Raw genomic sequence first — 20,098 nt, 5'->3', positions numbered from 1 at the left:
CGGGCAGATGGCGTAACGGGGAGGTGCGTTGCCGAACGGATAAGACCTGCGTCAACGTGGATACTGGAACCAATTGCTGCGCTGCGCCATGTCACGTTGACGTTTCAATACGGAAAGCAAACGGGCGTCGCCGCAGTGGAAACATAGTCATACTTGCCATGCTTTTTGTTTTTGCAAAGGAAAACGATGATAGTACGATCACTCCGAATGTCCTTGCGCTTCATCCTGCCACTGGCCCTGGTGCTGGGACTGTTTGCCTATATTGTGGTACCCCTGCTCGACAACATCACCCTGCGCTGGTATGTGCGCGATCTCGACAGCCGGGCAGAATTACTCGCCGGAACCCTCCGGCCTTCGCTCACCGAATACCTGCCCGCGCAGGATACCACCCGCATCAGCGAACTGTTCCAGGGCGCCACGCGCGACGAGCGCCTGATCGCCATCGGCTTTTGCGACAACGCGGGCCATTTGCTGTACCAGTCCGCGCAATACCCCGCTTCCATCGGCTGCTGGAGCACACCTTCCACTGGCGGCTTGTACAAATCCCTGGCGCAATTGCCGCAAGGGCAAGTGCATATCAGCGAAACGCCCGTGATGCAGGATGCGTCCCAGCTGGGCCGCCTGGTGCTGGTGCAGGACATGAGCTTTGTCGAGCGCCGCAATACGGATACCAAACGTTTTATCTTTGCCTTCCTGGCCGTGCTGGCCGTGCTGATTTCCCTGATGACCGTGTTCGTGGCCCACCTGAGCTGGCGCGGCTGGCTGGCGGCCGTCAAGGACATCCTGCGCGGCGAATTGCTGTCGAAGAACAATCCCGCCGTTGCCGCCGCCGCACCGGCCGCCGCGCCCGCGCCGCCGCCGGAAATGCAGCCGCTGATCGGCGACTTGCGTGAATTGCTGCAGGAATACCATCTGGAACGCCAGGGCGATAACGGCTGGTCGTCCGACTGGACGCCGGACAAGCTGCGCGCCTTGCTGGAAGCGGACTTGTCGGGCGACCAGGTGCTCGTGGTGTCGAACCGCGAGCCGTACATCCATACCAAAACGGAGTCTGGTATTGCCGTGCAGCGTCCCGCCAGCGGTCTGGTGACGGCCGTGGAAGCCGTGATGCGCGCCTGTTCCGGCACGTGGATCGCGCATGGCGCAGGTTCCGCCGACCGCGAGACGGTGGACAAGCTCGACCACGTGCCCGTGCCGCCGGACAACCCCAGCTATACCTTGCGCCGCGTGTGGCTGACGCAAGAGGAAGAGCAGGGCTATTATTATGGCTTCGCCAATGAAGGCATGTGGCCGCTGTGCCATATCGCTCACGTGCGTCCCGTGTTCCGTTCATCCGACTGGGAGCAGTATGTGAAGGTCAACCGCCGCTTCGCCGACGCCGTGATCGCCGAGGCGAAGACGGACAACCCCGTCGTGCTGGTGCAGGATTACCACTTTGCCTTGCTGCCGCGCATGGTGCGCGAAGCCTTGCCGAAGGCGACGATTATTACCTTCTGGCATATCCCGTGGCCGAATTCGGAATCGTTCGGCATTTGCCCATGGCGCGAGGAAATCCTCGACGGTTTGCTGGGCAGCACGATCCTCGGTTTCCACACGCCATTCCACCGCAAGAATTTCCTCGAAACGGTGGACCGCTACCTGGAAACGCGCATCGAGCCGGAAGCGTCGACCATTTCCTATGGCGGCGAGATGACGCAAGTCGAGGATTATCCGATTTCCATCGCCTGGCCGGAAGACAACCCGGACCAGCCCGACGTGGCCACGTGCCGCGCGCAAATCCGCAGCGAACTGGGCGTGACACCCAACCACTTGCTGGGCATCGGCGTGGACCGCCTTGACTACACGAAAGGCATCGTCGAGCGCTTCCAGGCCGTCGAGCGCATGCTGGAACAGCAACCCGGCATGGTGGGCAATTTTACTTTCGTGCAAATCGCCGCTCCCAGCCGCGCTTCGCTCGATGAATACCAGAGTTTCGACGCCCGGGTGCGCAAGATGGTCGAGCGCATCAACCGCCGCTTCGGCAGCGGCAACTACGTGCCCATCCTGCTGAAAGCGGAACACCATGGCCAGGACGATTTGCAGCGCTATTTCCGCGCTTCCGAGGTGTGCATGGTGACGAGCTTGCATGACGGCATGAATCTGGTGGCCAAGGAATTCATCGCCGCGCGCGATGACGAGCTGGGCGTGCTCGTGCTGTCGCAATTCACAGGCGCCGCGCGCGAGCTGCACGAAGCGCTGATCATCAACCCCTACCATATCGAGCAGGGCGCCGACGCCCTGTACCGCGCTCTCGTGATGCCGCCCGTGGAACAGCGCGAGCGCATGAAGAGCATGCGGGCCCGTGTGAAACATTTCAATGTCTACCGGTGGGCCGGACGCATGCTGCTCGATGCGGCCCGTTTGCGCCAGCGCGACAAGGTCATGACCAAGATCGATGCCCACAGCCGCATCAAGCGGCGCAAGGGGATCTGATGGCGGAGATTCCTGACGATAGCGCAGCCTTGCTGCAACTGCTGAGTGCGCCCGGCAGCGCCGTCTTTTTCGACTTCGACGGCACCCTGGTCGATCTGGCGCCCACGCCCGACGGCGTGCGCCTGGAAGCGGGCGTGGTCGACGCGCTGATGCTGCTGGCGCGCTGGCATGGCGGCGCGCTGGCCCTCGTTTCCGGCCGCCCCGTGGCGCAGATCGACGCCATGCTCGCGCCCCTGATCCTGCCCGTGGCCGGCGTGCATGGCGTGGAGCGGCGCGGCGCCGACGGCACACGGCATGTGGCGGCCACGCCCGACGTATCGCTCGTGCTGGCGCATGCCCGCGCGCTGGCGGCGATGTACCCCGGCTTGCTGGTGGAACACAAGCGCGGCGCCGTGGCCCTGCATTACCGGCTGGCGCCGGAACTGGAGCAGCTGTGCTTGCAGGAAATGACGCTGGCCGTGCAAGCGTGCCCCGGTCTTTTGCTGTTGCATGGCAAAATGGTTCTGGAAGCCAAGCCGGCCGCCACGGACAAGGGCGGCGCCATCGCCGCCTTCATGGCCGAGGCGCCGTTCAAGGGACGCCGGCCCGTGTTCGCGGGCGACGATACCACCGACGAGGCAGGCTTTGCCTATGTTCAACAAATCGGGGGGCAGGGCGTGAAAGTGGGCAGCGGCCCCAGCGCCGCCAGCCTGCGCCTGGCCAGCCCGGACGTGCTGCGCACCGTATTGCTGGCCGCGTCCGTATCCCCGTTCAAGGAGTAGCCGATGACGACATCCTATGACACCCCCAGCGGTGCCCACGCATCCGCCGCCACTGCGCCGCCGGCGCAAGCGTCCCTCAACTGCGGCGTGGTGGGCAATTGCGCCTTCAGCGCCCTGATCGACCAGGCGGGGCAGGTCGTCTGGTCCTGCCTGCCCCGTTTCGATGGCGACCCCGTCTTCAATACCTTGCTGGACGACACGGAAAACGGCAGCGTGTGGGCCATCGACATCGAGAATTTTGCCCGCAGCGAACAATTCTACGAGCCGAACACGGCCGTGCTGCGCACGCGGCTGTACGACACGGATGGGCGCGGCGTGGAAATCACGGACTTCGCGCCCCGTTTCCTCAGCCGCGACCGCATGTTCCGCCCGCTGATGCTGATCCGCCGCGTGCGCCCGCTCGACCACGCCGTGCGCATCCGGGTGCGCCTGCGTCCCCGCTACGACTGGGGCAAACTGGCGCCGCAGGTCACGCAGGGCAGCCACCATATCCGCTACGTGGGGCCGGATCAGACCTTGCGCCTGAACACCGATGTTTCGCTCAACTATGTGCTGAGCGAAACGTATTTCGTGCTGGGCGGCACGGCCAACTTCCTGCTGGGCCCCGATGAAACCCTGGCCGGCGGCATCGACGAGACGGCGCGCATCTTTGAAAAGGAAACCATCAACTATTGGCGCGCCTACACGCGTCGCCTGGCCGTGCCGCTGGAATGGCAGGACGTGGTCATCCGCGCCGCCATCACATTAAAACTGTCTTTATATGAAGACACGGGCGCCATCATCGCCGCCATGACGACGAGCATCCCGGAAGCGCCTGGCAGCAGCCGCAACTGGGATTATCGCTACTGCTGGCTGCGCGACGCTTTCTTCGTCGTGCGCGCACTCAATAGTTTGTCCGAAGTGGGCACGATGGAAGAGTATTTGCGCTGGCTGACGAATATCGTCGCCCGCTCGAAAGGCGGCCACATCCAGCCCCTGTACGGCATCGGCCTGGAAGAGCAGTTGCCCGAATCCATGCTCGACCACTTGCCCGGCTACCGGGGCAATGGTCCCGTGCGCGTCGGCAACCAGGCGCAGGAACATTTCCAGCACGACGTCTACGGCAACATCGTGCTGGGCGCGGCGCAGGCTTTCCTCGACCACCGCTTGTTCCACCGGGGCGGAAAAGCCGAGTTCGCCGCACTGGAAGCCGTGGGCGACCAGGCCTTCAAACTGCACGCGGAACCGGACGCGGGCATGTGGGAGCTGCGCACGCGGGCCAGGGTCCACACCTCGTCCATGCTGATGAGCTGGGCCGCCTGCGACCGCCTGGCCAAGGTCGCCCATACACTGGGCTTGCCGGACCGGGCCGACCACTGGAACAGCCGCGCCGTGCTGATACGCGAGAGGTTGCTGCGCGAAGCGTGGAGCGAAGAGCGCCAGGCATTCGCGGAAAGCCTGGGCGGGCGCGACCTGGACGCCTCCGTCCTGCTGATGGCGGAAGTCAACTTCATCGATCCCATGGACCCCCGTTTCATCGCCACCGTCGACGCGCTGGAAGCATCGCTGTGCGACGGCCCCTATATGCGCCGCTACGAAGCGCCCGACGACTTCGGCAAGCCTGAGACGGCCTTCAACATCTGCACCTTCTGGCGCATCGACGCCCTGGCGCGCATCGGCAGGAAAGACGAAGCGCGCAAAATCTTCGAAACAATGTTGATGGCGCGCAACCACCTGGGCTTGCTGTCGGAAGATACGCACCCGGTGACGGGAGAGATGTGGGGGAATTTTCCGCAGACGTATTCGATGGTGGGTCTGATCAACTGCGCGGTCAGGTTGTCGGCGCCTTGGGATAGCGCTGTTTAAATAAATGCGGGCCTGGACCGCGGGCCTGAGAAAATGCCCATGGCGGCGTTGCTCGGGCTTGCCGTACATTCGTACTGTCTGCGCCCGCGCGCCCGGGTTTGCCCATTCGCTGGGCATTTTTCAGGCCCGCTGGGCCCGGGAGCCCGGGGTTGAGACTTGGGCCTTGGTTTGCTTTGCCACTGATTTAGATGTTAAGTCAAAGTTTTGGGTAAAGCAGGCTCGCGCCGTCCATACAACCTGCACTCCGCCGCCAGCGCCAGCAAATTCGGGTCGCGTTCGCGGCTGCTGAGCATCAGCAGGGTGATTTGCTGGTGCGAGCCGTAGCGCGCGTCCAGCGGCAGCAGTTCGATGCGCGAGCTGAAGGCGCGGACCCGGCCGGGCAGCAGGCTGTAGCCGATGCCGCCGCTGACGAGGTTGATCAGCGAGAAGATGTCGCCGACGCGCATGGCCGTGTCGGGCACGAAGCCCGCCAGGTCGAACGCGTGGTTGAAGCTTTGCGAGGTGACGAAACCTTCGTTCAGGGTGACGAATTTGTCATTGCGCAGCTGCTGCAAGTCCACCGAGGCGGCTCCCGCATAGGGCGAGGCTAGCGGTGCGGCCAGGTAGATGTCGTCCTGGAACAAGGGCACGGCGACCAATCCCGGGTGCTGTTCTTCCTCCTGCACGCCGACGATGATGGCGTCCAGGCGTCCATCGGCCAGGCTTTGCAGCAGTTCGCGGTTCGAGCCCAGGGTCAGGTCGATGTCGAGGCCGGGCCGGCGCAGTTTCAGGGCGATCACCAGCTGCGGGATGCAGTGCAGGGTCAGTGAGTACAGCGAACCGATCTTCAGGCGCACGGGGTTGATGCCCGACATTTCGCGCACCTTGCGCACGCCTTCCTCGCACTCGGCCAGCGCGCGCCGCGCCGATTCGGCAAAGGTGTAGGCCGCATGCAGGGGGATCAGGCTGCGGCCCTCGCGCTTGAACAGGGGGCAGCGCAAGCCGTCTTCCAGCGAGTGCAGGGCGCGGTGCACGCTGACCGTGCTCTGGCCCAGCGCATCGGCCACCCTTGCCAGGTTGTTCAATTCCATAAAGCTGAGAAAAACCTCGAGCTTTTTCAGCGTGATTTCTTCATTGATGGCCATGATCACCGTGATTATCGTGAGTTCATTAACTTCAGGGTAATGAACATGGTAGCAGGTTGATTGTCGCTGCCCCGTTTTCGCTCTATCGTCAGGGTTCGATAGCTTAATTCGGAGGCAAGATGTCAACCGCCACAGCAGCGCTAGCGCAGCGGCAAAAACAATGGGATACGCGGCGCATCGAGAAGCGCCGCCGCCTGGAAGCCGTGCGCCAGTACGCGAGCGGCCCTGTGCTGCAACAGGGCGACATGGTCGCCGTGCTCGAAGCGCTGCTCGCGCCGGGCGACCGCGTCGTCCTCGAAGGCAATAACCAGAAGCAGGCCGACTTCCTCGCCCGCATGCTGACCCAGGTCAACCCCGACAAGATCCATCATCTGCACCTGATCATGCCCAGCGTCAGCTTGCCCGAGCACCTGGACCTGTTCGAGCGGGGCATCGCCCGCAAGCTCGATTTTTCGTTTGCCGGCACGCAAAGCCTGCGCATCGCCCAGTTTCTGCAGGATGGCTTGCTGGAAGTTGGCGCCATCCACACGTATATCGAACTGTATGCGCGCCTGTTCGTCGACCTCACGCCGAACGTCGTCATGGTGGCCGGCTACATGGCCGACCGCCAGGGCAATCTGTACACGGGCCCCAGCACGGAGGACACGCCGACCCTGGTGGAATCGGCCGCCTTCCGCGACGGCATCGTCATTGCCCAGGTCAATCAGATCGTCGACGACGTCAGCGACTTGCCGCGCGTCGACGTGCCCGGCTCGTGGATCGATTTCGTCGTGCAGTCGGATAAACCGTTCTTCATCGAACCGCTGTTTACCCGCGACCCGCGCGTGATCAAGCCCGTGCACGTGCTGATGGCCATGATGGCGATCCGCGGCGTGTATGAAAAACACCAGGTGCAATCGCTCAATCACGGCATCGGTTTCAATACGGCCGCCATCGAGCTGATTTTGCCCACGTATGGCGAGCAGCTGGGCCTGAAGGGCAAGATTTGCCGCAACTGGGTGCTCAATCCCCATCCGACGCTGATACCGGCCATCGAGACTGGCTGGGTCGAGAGCGTGCACTGCTTCGGCGCGGAGCTGGGCATGGAGGGCTATGCGGCGGCCCGGCCCGACGTGTTCTTCACGGGCCGCGACGGCTCCATGCGCTCGAACCGCGCCCTGTGCCAGCTGGCGGGCCAGTACGCGGTCGACCTGTTCATCGGCGCCACCTTGCAGATGGATGGCCTGGGCAATTCGTCTACCGTCACCAATGGCCGCCTGGCCGGTTTTGGCGGCGCGCCGAACATGGGCCACGATCCGCACGGCCGGCGCCACCCGACGCCGGCCTGGCTCGACCTGATCGAAACCGATGATCCGCTCGCGCGCGGCAAGAAGCTGGTGGTGCAGATGGTCGAAACGTTCCAGGATGGCGGCCAGCCGACGATCGTCGAATCGCTCGATGCCGTGGCCGTGGGCCAGGCCAGCGGCATGCCGCTCGCGCCCGTGATGATCTATGGCGACGACGTCACCCACGTGCTGACGGAAGAGGGCATCGCCTACCTGTACAAGGCCCGTTCGCTCGACGAACGCAAGGCCATGCTGGCGGCCGTCGCCGGCGTGACGCCCATCGGCCTGCGCCACGACCCGAAGACGACGGCCAAGTTGCGTGCCGACGGCCTGATCGCGCTGCCAGAGGATATCGGCGTGCAGCGCGGCGCGGCGAGCCGTTCGCTGCTGGCCGCGAAAAGCATCGCCGACCTGGTCGAATGGTCGGACGGCCTGTATCAACCACCCGCCAAATTCAGGAGCTGGTAATGATTGCAATGAGCACGATGATGACAATGACACCGGTGCGGGAACGCTGCGCCACGTTGGGACGGCAAGTGCTGCAGGCGCTGCTCGATGAAGTGACCCTGACGCCGAAACCGGGCCTGGTCGATTTGCGCAGCCGTGGCGCTCACACGGACTTGAACTGGGCCCTGATGTGCCATTCGGCCTGCGTGCTGGAGCCCGTGTTTGCCGCCATGGCCGAGGCTGGCGCGCAGAGTGAAGACGACGACCTGCTGCGCCAGCGCATCGGCGCCATCGGCCGCGATGGCGAGGCGCTGATGCTGGACGCTACCGGCGGCGTGAATACGCACCGGGGTGCCATCTGGGCGCTGGGCCTCTTGGTGACGGCGGCGGCGCAGCAGGGTGCGCGCGGCGCGTCGCTGGCGCCGCAAGCCGTGGTGGCGCGGGCCGGCGCGCTGGCCCGTTTGCACGACCGCGGCGCGCCTGGCGCCACCGGCAACAAGGGCGAGCTGGCGTGCCGCCAGTACCAGGTCGACGGCGCGCGCGGCCAGGCACGCGCCGGCTTTCCCCTGGTGACGGGTGCCGGATTGCCTGCCTTGCACGCTTCGCGGGCGCGCGGCGACAACGAGACGACGGCGCGCCTGAATGCCTTGCTGGCGATAGTCAGCCAGCTCGATGACACCTGCGTGCTGTCGCGCGGCGGCGAGGCGGCCTTGCTGGCGGTGCGGGCAGGGGCGGCGCGGGTGCTGGCGGCCGGCGGCGCGGTCACTGCCGCCGGCACCGAAGCGCTGCTGGCGCTGGAAGCGGTGGCGCTGGCGCGCGGCGTCTCGCCGGGCGGCGCGGCCGATCTGCTGGCGGCCACCCTGTTCCTCGACCGATTGACAGAAGGAGAAGCGCATGGAAACGCGTGACTATACATTCCCGGCCGGGCAGCCGGCGGCGGGGCGCGCGCTGGCCGGCGTCGTCGGCTCGGGCGACCTGGAAGTGCTGCTGCAGCCGGGCAGCGATGGCGTGACCCGCATCGTCGTCAACACCTCGGTCGATGGCAAGGGCGCCGTGTGGGATGCGCTGTTGCAGCGCGTATTCGGCGGCGAGCCGCTGCCGGCGGCGCGCATCGTCATCAACGACTGCGGCGCCACGCCGGGCGTGGTGCGCATGCGCCTCGAACAAGCGTACGAAGCATTGCAAGCGGGGAGGGCGGCATGAGCACATTGCAGCAATTACTCGAGCGCGACAGCTTCATCGAACGGGGCGCGCGCAGCCGGGCCAAGGCCTTGCTGGATGCGGGCAGCATGCGCGAACTGCTCGACCCGTTCTGCGGCATCGCTTCGCCCTGGCTGCCGCAGCAGGGCGTGACGGCCCAGGCGGACGACGGCGTGGTGGTGGCCAAGGGCCTGTTCGGCGGCCAGCCGGCAGTGGTGCTGGCCATCGAGGGAGCCTACCAAGGCGGCAGTATGGGTGAGGTGGGCGGCGCGAAGATCGCCGGCGCGCTGGAACTGGCGGCGCGCGACAACCGCGACGGCATACCGACGCGCGCCGTGATCCTGTTCGAGACGGGCGGCGTGCGCCTGCAGGAAGCCAACCTGGGCCTCGCTGCCATTGCCGACATCCATGCGGCCATCGTCGACCTGCGCCGCTACCAGCCTGTCATCGGCATCACGGCCGGCACGGTGGGCTGCTACGGCGGCATGTCGATCGCGGCAGGCTTGTGCAGTTACTTGATCGTCACGCGCGAGGCGCGCCTGGGGCTCAACGGTCCCGCCGTGATCGAGCAGGAAGCGGGCGTGGATGAATTCGACTCGCGCAACAAACCGTTCATCTGGAGCCTGACGGGCGGCGAGCAGCGTTTCCACAGCGGCCTGGCCGACGCCTACGTGGAAGACGACACGGCGCAGATGCGCGCCACCGTGGCCGAATTGTTCGCACGCGGCGCGCCGCGGCAGCACCGTAGCAGCCAGGCCGACGATTTTCTCGCTCGCCTGGCGCAAGTGGACGCCGGCCCGCAAGCCACGCCGCAAGCCGTGCGCGCCATCTACAGCAAGGGAGCAGCAGCATGAACGCCATCACCGATACGAGCCGGGGCGCCGTCTGGCTCGCGGCCCTGACACAGCATGCCGCGCCGCTGCCTGATTACCCGCCTTCCGTGCGCGTGGTGGACGCGCCGCTGGCCGGCGAACCGGCGCGCTACCTCGCCGTGCTGCCCGACCCGGACAACCGTTTTCCCCGTGCACGCACGGGTGAAATCGGCCTGGTCGAAGCGTGGCAACTGGCGCGCGCCGTGCAGCAGGTAGTTTTTGAGGACCGAGAGTTGGCCGTGAAACGGCCCATCGTCGCCGTCATCGACGTGGCCAGCCAGGCGTATGGCCGGCGCGAAGAGGCCTACGGCATCCACCAGGCGCTGGCTGGCGCGGCTGGGGCTTACGCCGAGGCGCGCCTGGCCGGCCATCCCGTCATCGGCCTGATCGTCGGCAAGGCCATGTCGGGCGCTTTTCTCGCCCACGGCTACCAGGCCAACCGCCTGATCGCCCTCGACGATCCGCAAGTGATGGTGCATGCGATGGGCAAGGCGTCGGCGGCCCGCATCACCCTGCGCACCGTCTCCGCGCTCGAAGCGCTGGCCGAGACCATCGCGCCCATGGCCTACGACATCCGCAACTACGCCACCCTGGGGCTGCTGTGGCAAACCTTGCAGGTGGCGCAGCCGGACGCGCCGTCGGCGCAGGACACGGCCGCCGTCGGCGCCTGCCTGCGGGCGGCCCTGGCCGACATCCGCGCCGACCCGCTGCCGGACTTGTCCAGCCGCCTGGGCGCGCCGCACCGCCAGGCGTCGGCAAAAGTAAGGGAGGTGCTGGGGCAGCAGTGGTAGGTGAAACAACAGAGAAGACAAAAAGTCATTCCTATTCCTATAACGGAGACAATCATGATCATTTACGGAACCGCACTGCTGGCCCTGTGCCATTTGCTCGGCATCTTCCTGGGCGACCTGCTCGGGCAGTTGATGGGCGTCAAGACCAACGTGGGCGGTGTGGGCATCGCCATGCTGCTGCTGATTTGCGCCCGGCTTTACATGCAGCGGCGCGGCTGGCTGCCGCAGATGACGGAGCGGGGCGTCGAATACTGGGGCGCCATGTATATTCCCGTGGTGGTGGCGATGGCCGCGCAGCAGGACGTGGTGGCGGCGTTGCGCGGCGGGCCCGTGGCCGTGCTGGCCGCCATCGGTTCCGTGCTTGTCTGCGGCGCCGTGATTTCCATCATTAATCGCATGGAAAACCCGCGCATGGAAAACCCTGCCGCCGCCGAAGCCGACTCGATGCTGATCAAGGAGCACCGTCATGCTTGAGCTCTTTGAAAAAGCCGCCATCCACAATGGCCTGGTGACGGCATTCGCCGTTGTCGGCCTGGTCATGCTGCTGTCGGTGGCGCTGTCGAAGTATCTGACCCTGGGCCGCGTGCATGGCTCGGCGATCGCCATCGTCATCGGCCTGGGCCTCGCTTACTGGGGCGGCGTGCATAGCGGCGGCCACAAGGGACTGGCCGATTTGTCGCTGTTCGGAGGCATCGGCCTGATGGGCGGCGCCATGCTGCGCGACTTCGCCATCGTCGCCACGGCCTTCGAGGTGCAGGCGACGGAAGCGCGCAAGGCTGGCCTGATCGGCGTCGTGGCGCTGATGCTGGGCGTGGTGCTGCCGTTTCTCGTCGGCGCGGGAGTGGCGTATGCGTTTGGCTATTCGGATGCCGTCAGCATGACCACCATCGGCGCCGGTGCCGTCACCTACATCGTCGGCCCCGTCACGGGCGCGGCCATCGGCGCCAGTTCCGACGTCATGGCCCTGAGTATCGCGGCGGGCCTCATCAAGGCCATCCTGGTGATGGTGGGCACGCCCGCCGCGGCGCGTTTCCTGCGCCTGAAAACGCCGCGCTCGGCCATGGTCTTCGGCGGCCTGGCCGGCACCGTCAGCGGCGTCTCGGCGGGCCTTGCCGCCACCGACCGCAAGCTGGTGCCCTACGGCGCGCTGGTGGCCACGTTTCATACGGGCCTGGGCTGTTTGCTGGGTCCATCGTTGCTGTTCTTTGCCGTCAAGGCGGTGGTGGCCTGATGGAAGCCTGGCGTGCGCATGATTTGCTGTGGCTGGACGGCTTGCCGGACGACGCATCCTTGCCCGTCTGGGCCGACTCTGCCTGGCTGAGGGTTGCACCGCTCGTGGTGCGGCGCGCCGGCACGGCCCCCGGGCGCATCCCCGTGGGCGTGCGCGGCCGGCTGCGCAGCGAGCGGCATGCATGCGAAGTGGACGCCGCCGCCGTCGTGCGCCGCGTCACGCCGGAAATGCTGGTGCATGTGCCAGTGCCGGATGTTTCCTGCGCCGCGCTCGACGCGCTGCGGCAGGTGGCGCCGCCGCTCGACGCCACAGGCTGGATATGGGGGCCGACGGGCGGCGTCGGTTTCGCGCTGGCCAGCGGCTTGCCCGTGCTGCGCGCCGACAGCGACCTCGATCTGGTGCTGCGCATCGCCGCGCCGCCGGACGCCGCCCAGGCCGACGCCCTGCGCGCCATCGCGGCCACTGTCACGGCGTGCCGGCTGGACCTGCAGATCGACACGGGCCGTGGCGGCTTTGCGTATGCCGAGTGGGCGGCGGGGCGGGGCCGGGTCTTGCTGAAAACGAATCGCGGTCCCGTGCTGACGGCCACGCCATGGGAGCTGGCATGAGCGTCTTGTTTACCTTTCCCGGTCAGGGCGCCCAGACTCCGGGCATGCTGCATGCGCTGCCCGGCGATCCTGCCGTGGCGGCGGCCCTGGCCGAAGCGGCTGAAGTGCTGGGCCACGACCCTTTGGCGCTGGATACGGCTGCCGCGCTGGCGTCCACGCGGGCCGTGCAACTGTGTTTGCTGATCGCGGGCGTGGCGATGGCGCGTTCCCTGGCCGCGCGCGGCGCGCTGCCCGACATGGTGGCCGGCTTTTCCATCGGAGAATATGCGGCGGCCGTCGTCGCCGGCGCGCTCGATTTCACCGACGCCGTGCGCCTGGTGGCGCGGCGCGGCGAGCTGATGGAACACGCGTATCCGGCCGGCTACGGCATGGCGGCCATCATCGGCCTGGGCCTGGCGCAGCTGGAACCCCTGCTGGCGCAGGTGCACGGTGCCGCGCAACCCGTGTATATCGCCAACCTGAACGCGCCGCGCCAGATCGCCATAGCCGGCAGCGAGTCCGCCTTGCACGCCGTGATGGCGCTGGCTCTGGCGCATGGCGCCAGCAAGGCCAAGCGCCTGGCCGTCAGCGTGCCGTCGCACTGTCCGTTGATGGCCGCTGCCGCGAGCGAGATGGCTGCCGCCTTCGATGACGTGGTCGTGCGCCGCCCATCGCTCGTCTACCTGAGCAGCAGCGCGGCGCGCGCGCTGTTCGACCCGGCCCGCATCCGCGACAGCCTGGCCGCCAACATGGCGCAGCGCGTGCAGTGGACCGCTACCGCGCGCCTGGCTTGGGAACGGGGCGCCCGGCTGGCGCTGGAAATGCCGCCCGGCAGCGTCCTGACGCGGCTGTCGGCGCCAGACTTCACGGATGGCGTGGCCGTCTGCTGCGACGGCAACCGGGCCGACAGCCTGCTGGCGCTGGTGAGGCGGGAGCGGGGCGGCGCCGCGCCTTAGAGCCTGGCGCTCAGTCCAATCTGGAAGCCACGGCCCGGCAAGGGCGCGATGTATTTCAGTGGAGAGTTGTGCGGCCTGGCATCGTCATCGAGGAGGTTGGTGCCGCTGAGGAACACGTCGATGCCTGCAAACGGCGAATTGGGCACTTGCAGTGCGCGGCTCACCTGAAAGTTCACCATGGTGTAGCCGTCGAGCGGCACTTCCTCGCTGACACTCTTGCCCAGGTACTTCTGCTTGTCGTACCAGGTGCTGGAAAGCCTGGCCTTCCACCCCTTGTTTTCCCACAACACATTCGCGCCATAGCGGTTGGTGGGCATGTTGGGCAGGTAGGCGCCGTCGTTGTGCGCGCGCAGCTTGTCCGGATTGTCCGCCTTGTTCTTGACCAAGTCGGCAAATGCGGAGAGGTTCAGCTTGCCGTAGCCGCCAAGCTGAACGACCTGGGACACGTCGATCTCGAATCCCCTGACCGTCGTATCGGTCTGCTTCCAATATTTTAATGGCAGGCGATTCGCCGTCTGCAGTCCCGAGTGGCCAAGATACAGAAAGTTTTCATACTTCATGACGTAGCCGGTGGCGGACAGCTGGAAGCCGCGATTGCCGAACAATCCGGTAAGCTCGGTATTCCGCGCGCGCTCGGCCTTCAAATCCTGGTTGCCTTCTTCTTGGGTCATGATCGAATAGTGGCGGTTGCTTGCATACAATTCATTGACGTCGGGCGCTCTTTCCGACGAGGCATGGCGCAGCTTCGCACCGAAAAGCTGGCCAAGCTTGGCCGAGGCCCCCAGGCTATAGCTGTTCAGGCTGAACGACCTGTCCTCGAGTTTGGCGTTTTTCGCATTCCTCGACGTCTTGAATCCGCTCTTGCGGATGTCGTGCTCGACTTTTTCATGGCGAAAACCCGCATCGAAGGTGGCCCAATCGACGTCGAGGCTTTCCTTGACGAACAGCGCGCTGCTGGCCGTGCTCGCATCGGGAAGGTAAAGCTGCGGCCCGCTACCGGTGATGTCGCGGGATTGATGGCGCAGGCCAAGCAAGCCGCTCAAGGGGCCCGCGCGCCGGTGCGCCAGCAGGAGCTCGGCTTGATTGGTGTCGAAGCGGTAGTCATTCGCCTTCGCCGCTCCCAGGCGTTCTCCCGACGTATTGTTCAGGCGCGACACGCGCAGCTGCGCGCTTTCCATAGACGCGACGGGATTGCGCAGAGTGGCTTCCAGCGCATATTTATCCTGGCTGATCACGACGCCGACGGGCAACCCCTCGTCATAATTCGAGCCGAAAGACTTGTTTTCCATGGCAAAGCCCGGCACGCCATAGTCGCTATTCTTGGTGTCGAGGCTGACGGCCACGTAGCCGCGATCGAAAAAGTAGGTGCTGCCCACGGCAAAGTGGGAATTGCTGGCATAGCTGTTGCCCAGGGTGCCGTGGTAATCGGGTGTCACGTCCTTGTTGATCTTGTTCTGCACCGTCTTTGGTGTGCCGGGCACGTAAGCGGGGTTGGCCGGATTGACATAGGTCTTGCGCTGCCAGACGGACGTCGGCTGATTCGTATAGAAGGAAAAATCGCCATCCGCCCAGTCCGGATTTTCCGTCATGAACTGGTCGATAAACGGTTGCGAAGCCTTGTTGTAAACCTGCTGAATCCTCGCCTCTTTCTGGCAACTGTCGGCCAGAAAGCTATTCACGCCGCCCCTCGAAGGGAACAGCTGGCTGTTGCACACGCTTGCCTTGCTGTTGCCAGGAATATCGTAATGCCCGATTTTCTGGAAGGACATTTGCAAATTCGTCGAGAAATGTTTGCCATCGTTGAAATTCATGCGCAAGCCTTGCGCGTCGGCATCGTTGAAGCCCTTGCGCAGCACCAGCTCCAGATCTTTCTCCTTGCTCTCCATCTTCCTGGAAATGAGGCCGGAATCGACGTCCACGCTGCCGCCGATCGCATTGCCGCCGAAACGTACGCTGTCGGACGATTTGTTCACGCTCACGCTGCGCGCAAACAGCGGGTCGAACGGGATGTTGATATCGCCGCTGAGCGCATTCATGCCGAGGATGGACTGACCATCCTCGAGAATTTGCACGCGGCTGCCACTGAGGCTGCGAATCACGGGGGCGCCGGCATTCGGGCCGAAGGCGCTGCTTTGCACGCCCGATACATGCTCGAGCATGCCGCCCAAGGTCCTGTTCTGGGCTTGCGTATTTTCGACGATGACGACGCTGTCGATGCCGGAAGGCCTGTCTGCCCGGACTTTAATGGTTTGCAGGGCGACGTCGTCCGCCGCGTAAGCGAGCGGGGCAGTGGACAGCATGGCGGCTGCGAATACATGATGGCGCATAGGACTCTCTAAAGGCGAATGGGATGCTGGCGCCGGACGCAGGCGCAGCGCGAAGGTGTAGATGCAATTGAGTTGCAATAATAGTTTGCGCCCAATGCTATTGCAAGTAAACTGCATTAGCTGCGCGGAAAGAGTAGCGCGTACAGCCGGCATGAGCCGGCTACCGTGTAGCAAAGTGAGGAGGTGGGATGGCGTTACGCGTTGCGCGTGTGCGGCGCAGGCGCAACGAGCCCGCCTGCGCCCTTGTAGAGCGGTTACTTCAGGTGGATTGCTATGGCTTTTTCGCCTGCAGGCGGCGCGAACGCCGCTTTCTTTCCCAGATGACGATGCCCGTCACCGACAGCACGGCCACCATCACGCCCATGAAGGACATCATGATACGTCCCGGCATGCCGAGGATGCGGCCCGAGTGCAGGGGGAATTGCAGTTGCACGAAGACGTCGGCGGCCGTGCCTTCCCAAGGCTTGTGCTGGCCGATGATGCTGCCGTCCATGCCGTCGACGTACAGGTTTGACAGGCCCATGCCGGCCGCGCCGAATTCGTCGGCCGGGTCGAAGAACGAGACGTTGTAGAACGAGTAATTGCCGCCGTAATAAATACCGCCGATGGGTGAGGTGATGCCGCGCTGCACGGCCTGCTTTTTGGCGATGGCAACAGCTTGCTCGAAACCGATCGCGGGCGTGATATACGTGCCGTACGGTGCCGGCGTCTGCGTTTCGTACGGGCCCGGCGTGGTGGTCGAGACGAGCGACATGACGGGATAGAACACTTCACGGTACAGGTTCAGCGAGAACGAGGTGAACGCGACGACGATGATGATGGCCCACACCCACAGTCCGCCCGCGCGGTGCAAGTCGAAATTGAGCTTGTAGCCGCCGGCCGCCCAGCGCACCACCCACGACGGTTTCCAGCGCTGCCACCAGTTGGCGGCGTCGCGGTGGCGCGGCGATTCATCCTGCGCGCGCGGGCGCAAACGGCGCGGCGTGGTCAGATAAAACGCCACCATGCTGTCGAGCAGCCAGATCAGGGCGACCGTGCCCATCAGCCAGTAGCCCCAGCGGTCCGTGCCCCAGAAGGCGGGCACGTGCAGGCTGTAGTGCAGGTGGCGCAAAAACGGCATCAGGCTGCGGCGCGACAGGGAAATGGCCGTCGAATCGCGCGTGCCCGTGATCTGCGCCGTGACGGGATCGATGTAGACGGTGTTGTAGTCGAGCACGAACGGCTTGTTCGTGGCCGGGTCGGTGAGCGGACGCACCATGAAGGCGCCCGCATGACCTTCTTCCAGGCCCAGGGTCATGTAATTGACTTCCACGCGCGGGTCGGCGGCAGCCACTTTCTGCGCCAGCACGAACGGCTGCTGCAGGGGGCCGCGGCCCGGCGTTTCCATGATGTCGGCGTTGAGCCATTCGTCCAGTTCGTGGTCCCACGACGTGACGGCGCCCGTGAGGCCAGCAACGATGAGGAAGAGGGCGATGGTGAGACCGGCCCAGCGGTGTATGACAGTCCAGAAAGCGCGCATGCGGTACAAACCTTCAACATAAAACCGGCTTGTTGCCGCCAGCGGGCGCCACCGGGGCGCACAGGGAAAAGCCAAGTATGGGCCTAGTACAGGCCTGTTATTTTGATAATGGGAATCGTTCTCATTATCCGCCGTGGCGTGGCGTTTGTCCAGCGCCAATGGTGTTGCCTTGAGTCAAATGGCGCATGCTAAGATGCTAGCAAGAAGTTAATTTACATTCCACATGGAAATATTCAAGGTTGAAGCGGCATGCGTATAGAAGATCGGAACAATATCCGCGTGAACGAACGCAACGATGCACCGCTGGCGGGCGCGGCAGCCACCATGGTGTTCATGCATGGTTTTGGCTGCGATCAAACCATGTGGCGCTATCTGGAGCCGCTGTTTCGTCCGCACTACCGCACCGTGCTGTTCGATCTGGTCGGCAGTGGCGCTTCCGACCAGGGCGCCTATGATTTCGATCGCTATGCGCGGCTCGATGCGCATGGCGCCGATTTGCGCCAGGTCATCCATGCCGTTGGCGGCGGTCCCGTGATTTGCGTCGGCCATTCCGTCAGCGCCATGAGCGCCTTGCTGGCCACGATTGCCGAGCCGGAGTTGTTCGCCGCGCAAGTCATGCTGGCGCCGTCGCCGTGCTATGTCGACGATGCGGCGGCCGGCTACCGGGGCGGCTTCAGCCGTGCCGATATCGACGACCTGCTTGATGCCATGGACAGCAATTACCTGGGCTGGTCCGCCAGCATGGCGCCTGCCATCATGGGCGCGCCCGGGCAGCCGGGGCTGGGAGACGATCTTGTGAACAGTTTTTGCCGCACGGACCCGGCCATCGCCCGGCATTTCGCGCAAACCACTTTTTTGTCCGACCACCGCGCCATCTTGCTATACAACAGCACGCCAGCCCTGATCGTGCAATGCAGCGACGACTTCATCGCGCCGCCGTCCGTGGGCGAGTACTTGCGCGAAATGCTGCCGCGCAGCAGCCTGCACGTGGTCGAGAATGTCGGCCATTGCCCGCACATGAGCGCGCCCGATGCCAGCTACCGCGCCATCCGCCGCTTTCTCGACGGCCTGCACCTGTAATGCGCGACACGATGCCTTCCTTGCCTGATACCAGTACCTTGTTCCAGCACGCGGCCTGCGGCTTGCTGCTGTGCACGGCCGACGGCACCATCGTGCAGGCGAACGCCACCTTTTGCGGCTGGCTTGGCTATGGCGCCGCGGAAGTGCTCGGGAAAAAGAAACTGCAAGACTTGCTGACCATCGGCGGGCGCGTGTTCCACCAGACGCACTGGCTGCCGCTGATGCAGGTGCAGGGCAGCGTGTCGGAAATTCTGCTCGACATGCGCCAGCGCCAGGGGCAGTCGATCCCCATGCTGCTCAACGCCGTGCGCCGCGTGCACGAGGGCGTGCGTTATGACGAGATCGCCGTCTTTGTCGCCAGCGACCGGCGCAAATACGAACAGCAGCTGCAGCTGGCGCGCAAGGAGGCTGGCGAACTCAACGAGCGGCTGGCGGCCGCCGACCGGCGCAAGGACGAGTTCCTGGCCACCCTGGCGCACGAGTTGCGCAATCCGCTGGCGCCCATGCGCAATGTGCTGGAAGTGCTGCGCCTGGCGCAGCTGGACGATCCTCAGCTGCGCTGGGCCCGCGACGTGCTGGGCCGGCAAGTGGCGCACATGACGCACCTGGTCGACGACTTGATGGAAGTGTCGCGCATCACGCAGGGGCGCCTGGAATTGCGTCGCGCCAGCGTGGAACTGGCGCCCGTGGTGGAAGCGGCCCTGCACAGCGTGGCGGAGCTGGCCGCGCAGTCCGGCCACGCGGTGCACGTGGAGCAATGGCCGCAAGCCATCTGGCTCGACGCCGACGCCACGCGTCTGGGGCAGATGATTGCCAACCTGCTGACCAACGCCGTCAAGTACACGCCCGCCAACGGCATCATCGGGCTGGAAGTGGCATGCACGGAAAACGACGTGCACATTACCGTGCGCGATTCGGGCATCGGCATCGCGCCCGAGCACCTGGACACGGTGTTCGACATGTTTTCGCAGCTGGAGCCGGCCCTGTCGCGGGCCCAGGGCGGCCTGGGCATCGGCCTGTCGCTGGTGCGCGGCCTGGCCGAATTGCATGGCGGCAGCATCAGCGCGCACAGCGATGGCGTGGGGCTGGGCAGCATCTTCATATTGCGCCTGCCGCTGCCCGCCGTGCCGCTGCAAGCGCCGCCCGAGCCCAACCGCCGCTTGCTGGCCGGCACGCGCGAGGGCAAGGTGCTGGTCATCGACGACAGCGCCGACGCGGCCGAAAGCCTGGCGCTGGCGCTCGACATCCTCGGCTACGAAGTACGCACGGCCTACGACGGCCCGGCCGGCATGGCTGCGGCGCAAGTGATCATGCCGCAAGTCATCCTGCTCGACATCGGCTTGCCGGACATGAACGGCTACGACGTGGCACGGCTGTTGCGTAGTGAACCCTGCGGCAAGGACGCCATCCTCGTGGCCGTCACGGGCTGGGGCCAGGACAAGGATCGCCAGATGGCATCCGACGCGGGCTTCGATCTGCACCTGACCAAGCCCGTGGATTTTTATGAGCTTGATGCGGTGCTGCAGAAGATGCTGCGGGCGGAGTGAGGAGGGCATCAGCA

General features: G+C 65.0%; 17 protein-coding genes. 14 read left to right on the top strand and 3 right to left on the bottom strand.

Features of this window, described 5'->3' with window-relative positions:
* Window positions 1–207: 207 nt before the first annotated feature.
* From ACQ4WO_RS07700 to ACQ4WO_RS07690, 3 genes are read left to right on the top strand one after another with little or no spacing between them, the layout of a single operon-like run.
* On the top strand, window positions 208–2,472 hold the full coding sequence (locus ACQ4WO_RS07700; protein ID WP_436480899.1) for an alpha,alpha-trehalose-phosphate synthase (UDP-forming): 2,265 nt from the start codon (window positions 208–210) through the stop codon (window positions 2,470–2,472).
* Complete coding sequence (gene otsB, locus ACQ4WO_RS07695; RefSeq protein WP_436480898.1) at window positions 2,472–3,233, top strand: trehalose-phosphatase; 762 nt, start codon at window positions 2,472–2,474, stop codon at window positions 3,231–3,233. The genes ACQ4WO_RS07700 and otsB overlap by 1 nt, the downstream gene beginning before the upstream one ends.
* 3 nt (window positions 3,234–3,236) lie before the next feature.
* Window positions 3,237–5,078 (top strand): glycoside hydrolase family 15 protein, encoded by a 1,842-nt coding sequence (locus ACQ4WO_RS07690; RefSeq protein ID WP_436480897.1) that lies wholly within the window; start codon window positions 3,237–3,239, stop codon window positions 5,076–5,078.
* 191 nt (window positions 5,079–5,269) lie between these two features.
* Here ACQ4WO_RS07690 and ACQ4WO_RS07685 read toward each other — a convergent pair whose 3' ends face one another.
* Window positions 5,270–6,202, bottom strand: coding sequence for a LysR family transcriptional regulator (locus tag ACQ4WO_RS07685; RefSeq protein WP_436480896.1), 933 nt, complete (start codon window positions 6,200–6,202; stop codon window positions 5,270–5,272).
* 119 nt (window positions 6,203–6,321) lie between these two features.
* On the opposite strand from ACQ4WO_RS07685, the gene mdcA reads away from it, so the two are divergent.
* The 9 genes from mdcA to mdcH are packed head-to-tail and all read left to right on the top strand — an operon-like array spanning window position 6,322 to window position 13,611.
* Window positions 6,322–7,995 (top strand): malonate decarboxylase subunit alpha, encoded by a 1,674-nt coding sequence (mdcA, locus tag ACQ4WO_RS07680; RefSeq protein WP_436480895.1) that lies wholly within the window; start codon window positions 6,322–6,324, stop codon window positions 7,993–7,995.
* Complete coding sequence (locus ACQ4WO_RS07675) at window positions 7,995–8,882, top strand: triphosphoribosyl-dephospho-CoA synthase (protein ID WP_436480894.1); 888 nt, start codon at window positions 7,995–7,997, stop codon at window positions 8,880–8,882. The genes mdcA and ACQ4WO_RS07675 overlap by 1 nt, the downstream gene beginning before the upstream one ends.
* Window positions 8,869–9,177, top strand: coding sequence for a malonate decarboxylase subunit delta (locus ACQ4WO_RS07670; protein WP_436480893.1), 309 nt, complete (start codon window positions 8,869–8,871; stop codon window positions 9,175–9,177). The genes ACQ4WO_RS07675 and ACQ4WO_RS07670 overlap by 14 nt, the downstream gene beginning before the upstream one ends.
* Complete coding sequence (locus ACQ4WO_RS07665; RefSeq protein ID WP_436480892.1) at window positions 9,174–10,028, top strand: biotin-independent malonate decarboxylase subunit beta; 855 nt, start codon at window positions 9,174–9,176, stop codon at window positions 10,026–10,028. The genes ACQ4WO_RS07670 and ACQ4WO_RS07665 overlap by 4 nt, the downstream gene beginning before the upstream one ends.
* The gene (mdcE, locus tag ACQ4WO_RS07660; RefSeq protein WP_436480891.1) at window positions 10,025–10,837 is read left to right on the top strand and encodes a biotin-independent malonate decarboxylase subunit gamma; all 813 of its coding nucleotides are present in this window, start codon (window positions 10,025–10,027) and stop codon (window positions 10,835–10,837) included. The genes ACQ4WO_RS07665 and mdcE overlap by 4 nt, the downstream gene beginning before the upstream one ends.
* A gap of 54 nt (window positions 10,838–10,891) precedes the next feature.
* On the top strand, window positions 10,892–11,311 hold the full coding sequence (madL, locus tag ACQ4WO_RS07655; RefSeq protein WP_034751142.1) for a malonate transporter subunit MadL: 420 nt from the start codon (window positions 10,892–10,894) through the stop codon (window positions 11,309–11,311).
* A complete protein-coding gene (gene madM / locus ACQ4WO_RS07650; RefSeq protein ID WP_436480890.1) occupies window positions 11,304–12,068 on the top strand; it encodes a malonate transporter subunit MadM in 765 nt (254 codons plus the stop codon). Before madL ends, madM begins: the two co-directional genes overlap by 8 nt.
* A complete protein-coding gene (locus ACQ4WO_RS07645) occupies window positions 12,068–12,676 on the top strand; it encodes a malonate decarboxylase holo-ACP synthase (RefSeq protein ID WP_436480889.1) in 609 nt (202 codons plus the stop codon). The genes madM and ACQ4WO_RS07645 overlap by 1 nt, the downstream gene beginning before the upstream one ends.
* Window positions 12,673–13,611: a malonate decarboxylase subunit epsilon gene (gene mdcH, locus ACQ4WO_RS07640; RefSeq protein ID WP_436480888.1), complete on the top strand. Its 939-nt coding sequence runs from the start codon at window positions 12,673–12,675 to the stop codon at window positions 13,609–13,611. The genes ACQ4WO_RS07645 and mdcH overlap by 4 nt, the downstream gene beginning before the upstream one ends.
* Here the strand turns inward: mdcH and ACQ4WO_RS07635 are convergent.
* Window positions 13,608–15,911: a TonB-dependent receptor gene (locus ACQ4WO_RS07635; protein WP_436480887.1), complete on the bottom strand. Its 2,304-nt coding sequence runs from the start codon at window positions 15,909–15,911 to the stop codon at window positions 13,608–13,610. The two genes, mdcH and ACQ4WO_RS07635, sit on opposite strands and share 4 nt — an antisense overlap.
* A 298-nt stretch (window positions 15,912–16,209) precedes the next feature.
* Window positions 16,210–17,457 (bottom strand): PepSY-associated TM helix domain-containing protein, encoded by a 1,248-nt coding sequence (locus ACQ4WO_RS07630; protein WP_436480886.1) that lies wholly within the window; start codon window positions 17,455–17,457, stop codon window positions 16,210–16,212.
* Window positions 17,458–17,706: 249 nt separating this feature from the next.
* On the opposite strand from ACQ4WO_RS07630, the gene ACQ4WO_RS07625 reads away from it, so the two are divergent.
* Both ACQ4WO_RS07625 and ACQ4WO_RS07620 read left to right on the top strand, forming a co-directional pair.
* Window positions 17,707–18,537: an alpha/beta fold hydrolase gene (locus ACQ4WO_RS07625; protein WP_436480885.1), complete on the top strand. Its 831-nt coding sequence runs from the start codon at window positions 17,707–17,709 to the stop codon at window positions 18,535–18,537.
* A gap of 11 nt (window positions 18,538–18,548) precedes the next feature.
* Complete coding sequence (locus ACQ4WO_RS07620) at window positions 18,549–20,084, top strand: hybrid sensor histidine kinase/response regulator (RefSeq protein ID WP_436480884.1); 1,536 nt, start codon at window positions 18,549–18,551, stop codon at window positions 20,082–20,084.
* Window positions 20,085–20,098 lie beyond the last annotated feature (14 nt).

Origin of the sequence: Janthinobacterium aestuarii, from assembly GCF_051380835.1 — a bacterium.
GTDB lineage: Bacteria > Pseudomonadota > Gammaproteobacteria > Burkholderiales > Burkholderiaceae_D > Janthinobacterium > Janthinobacterium aestuarii.
Note: the sequence above shows the minus strand (reverse complement) of the source record. Positions and strands in the feature narration are given on the sequence as shown.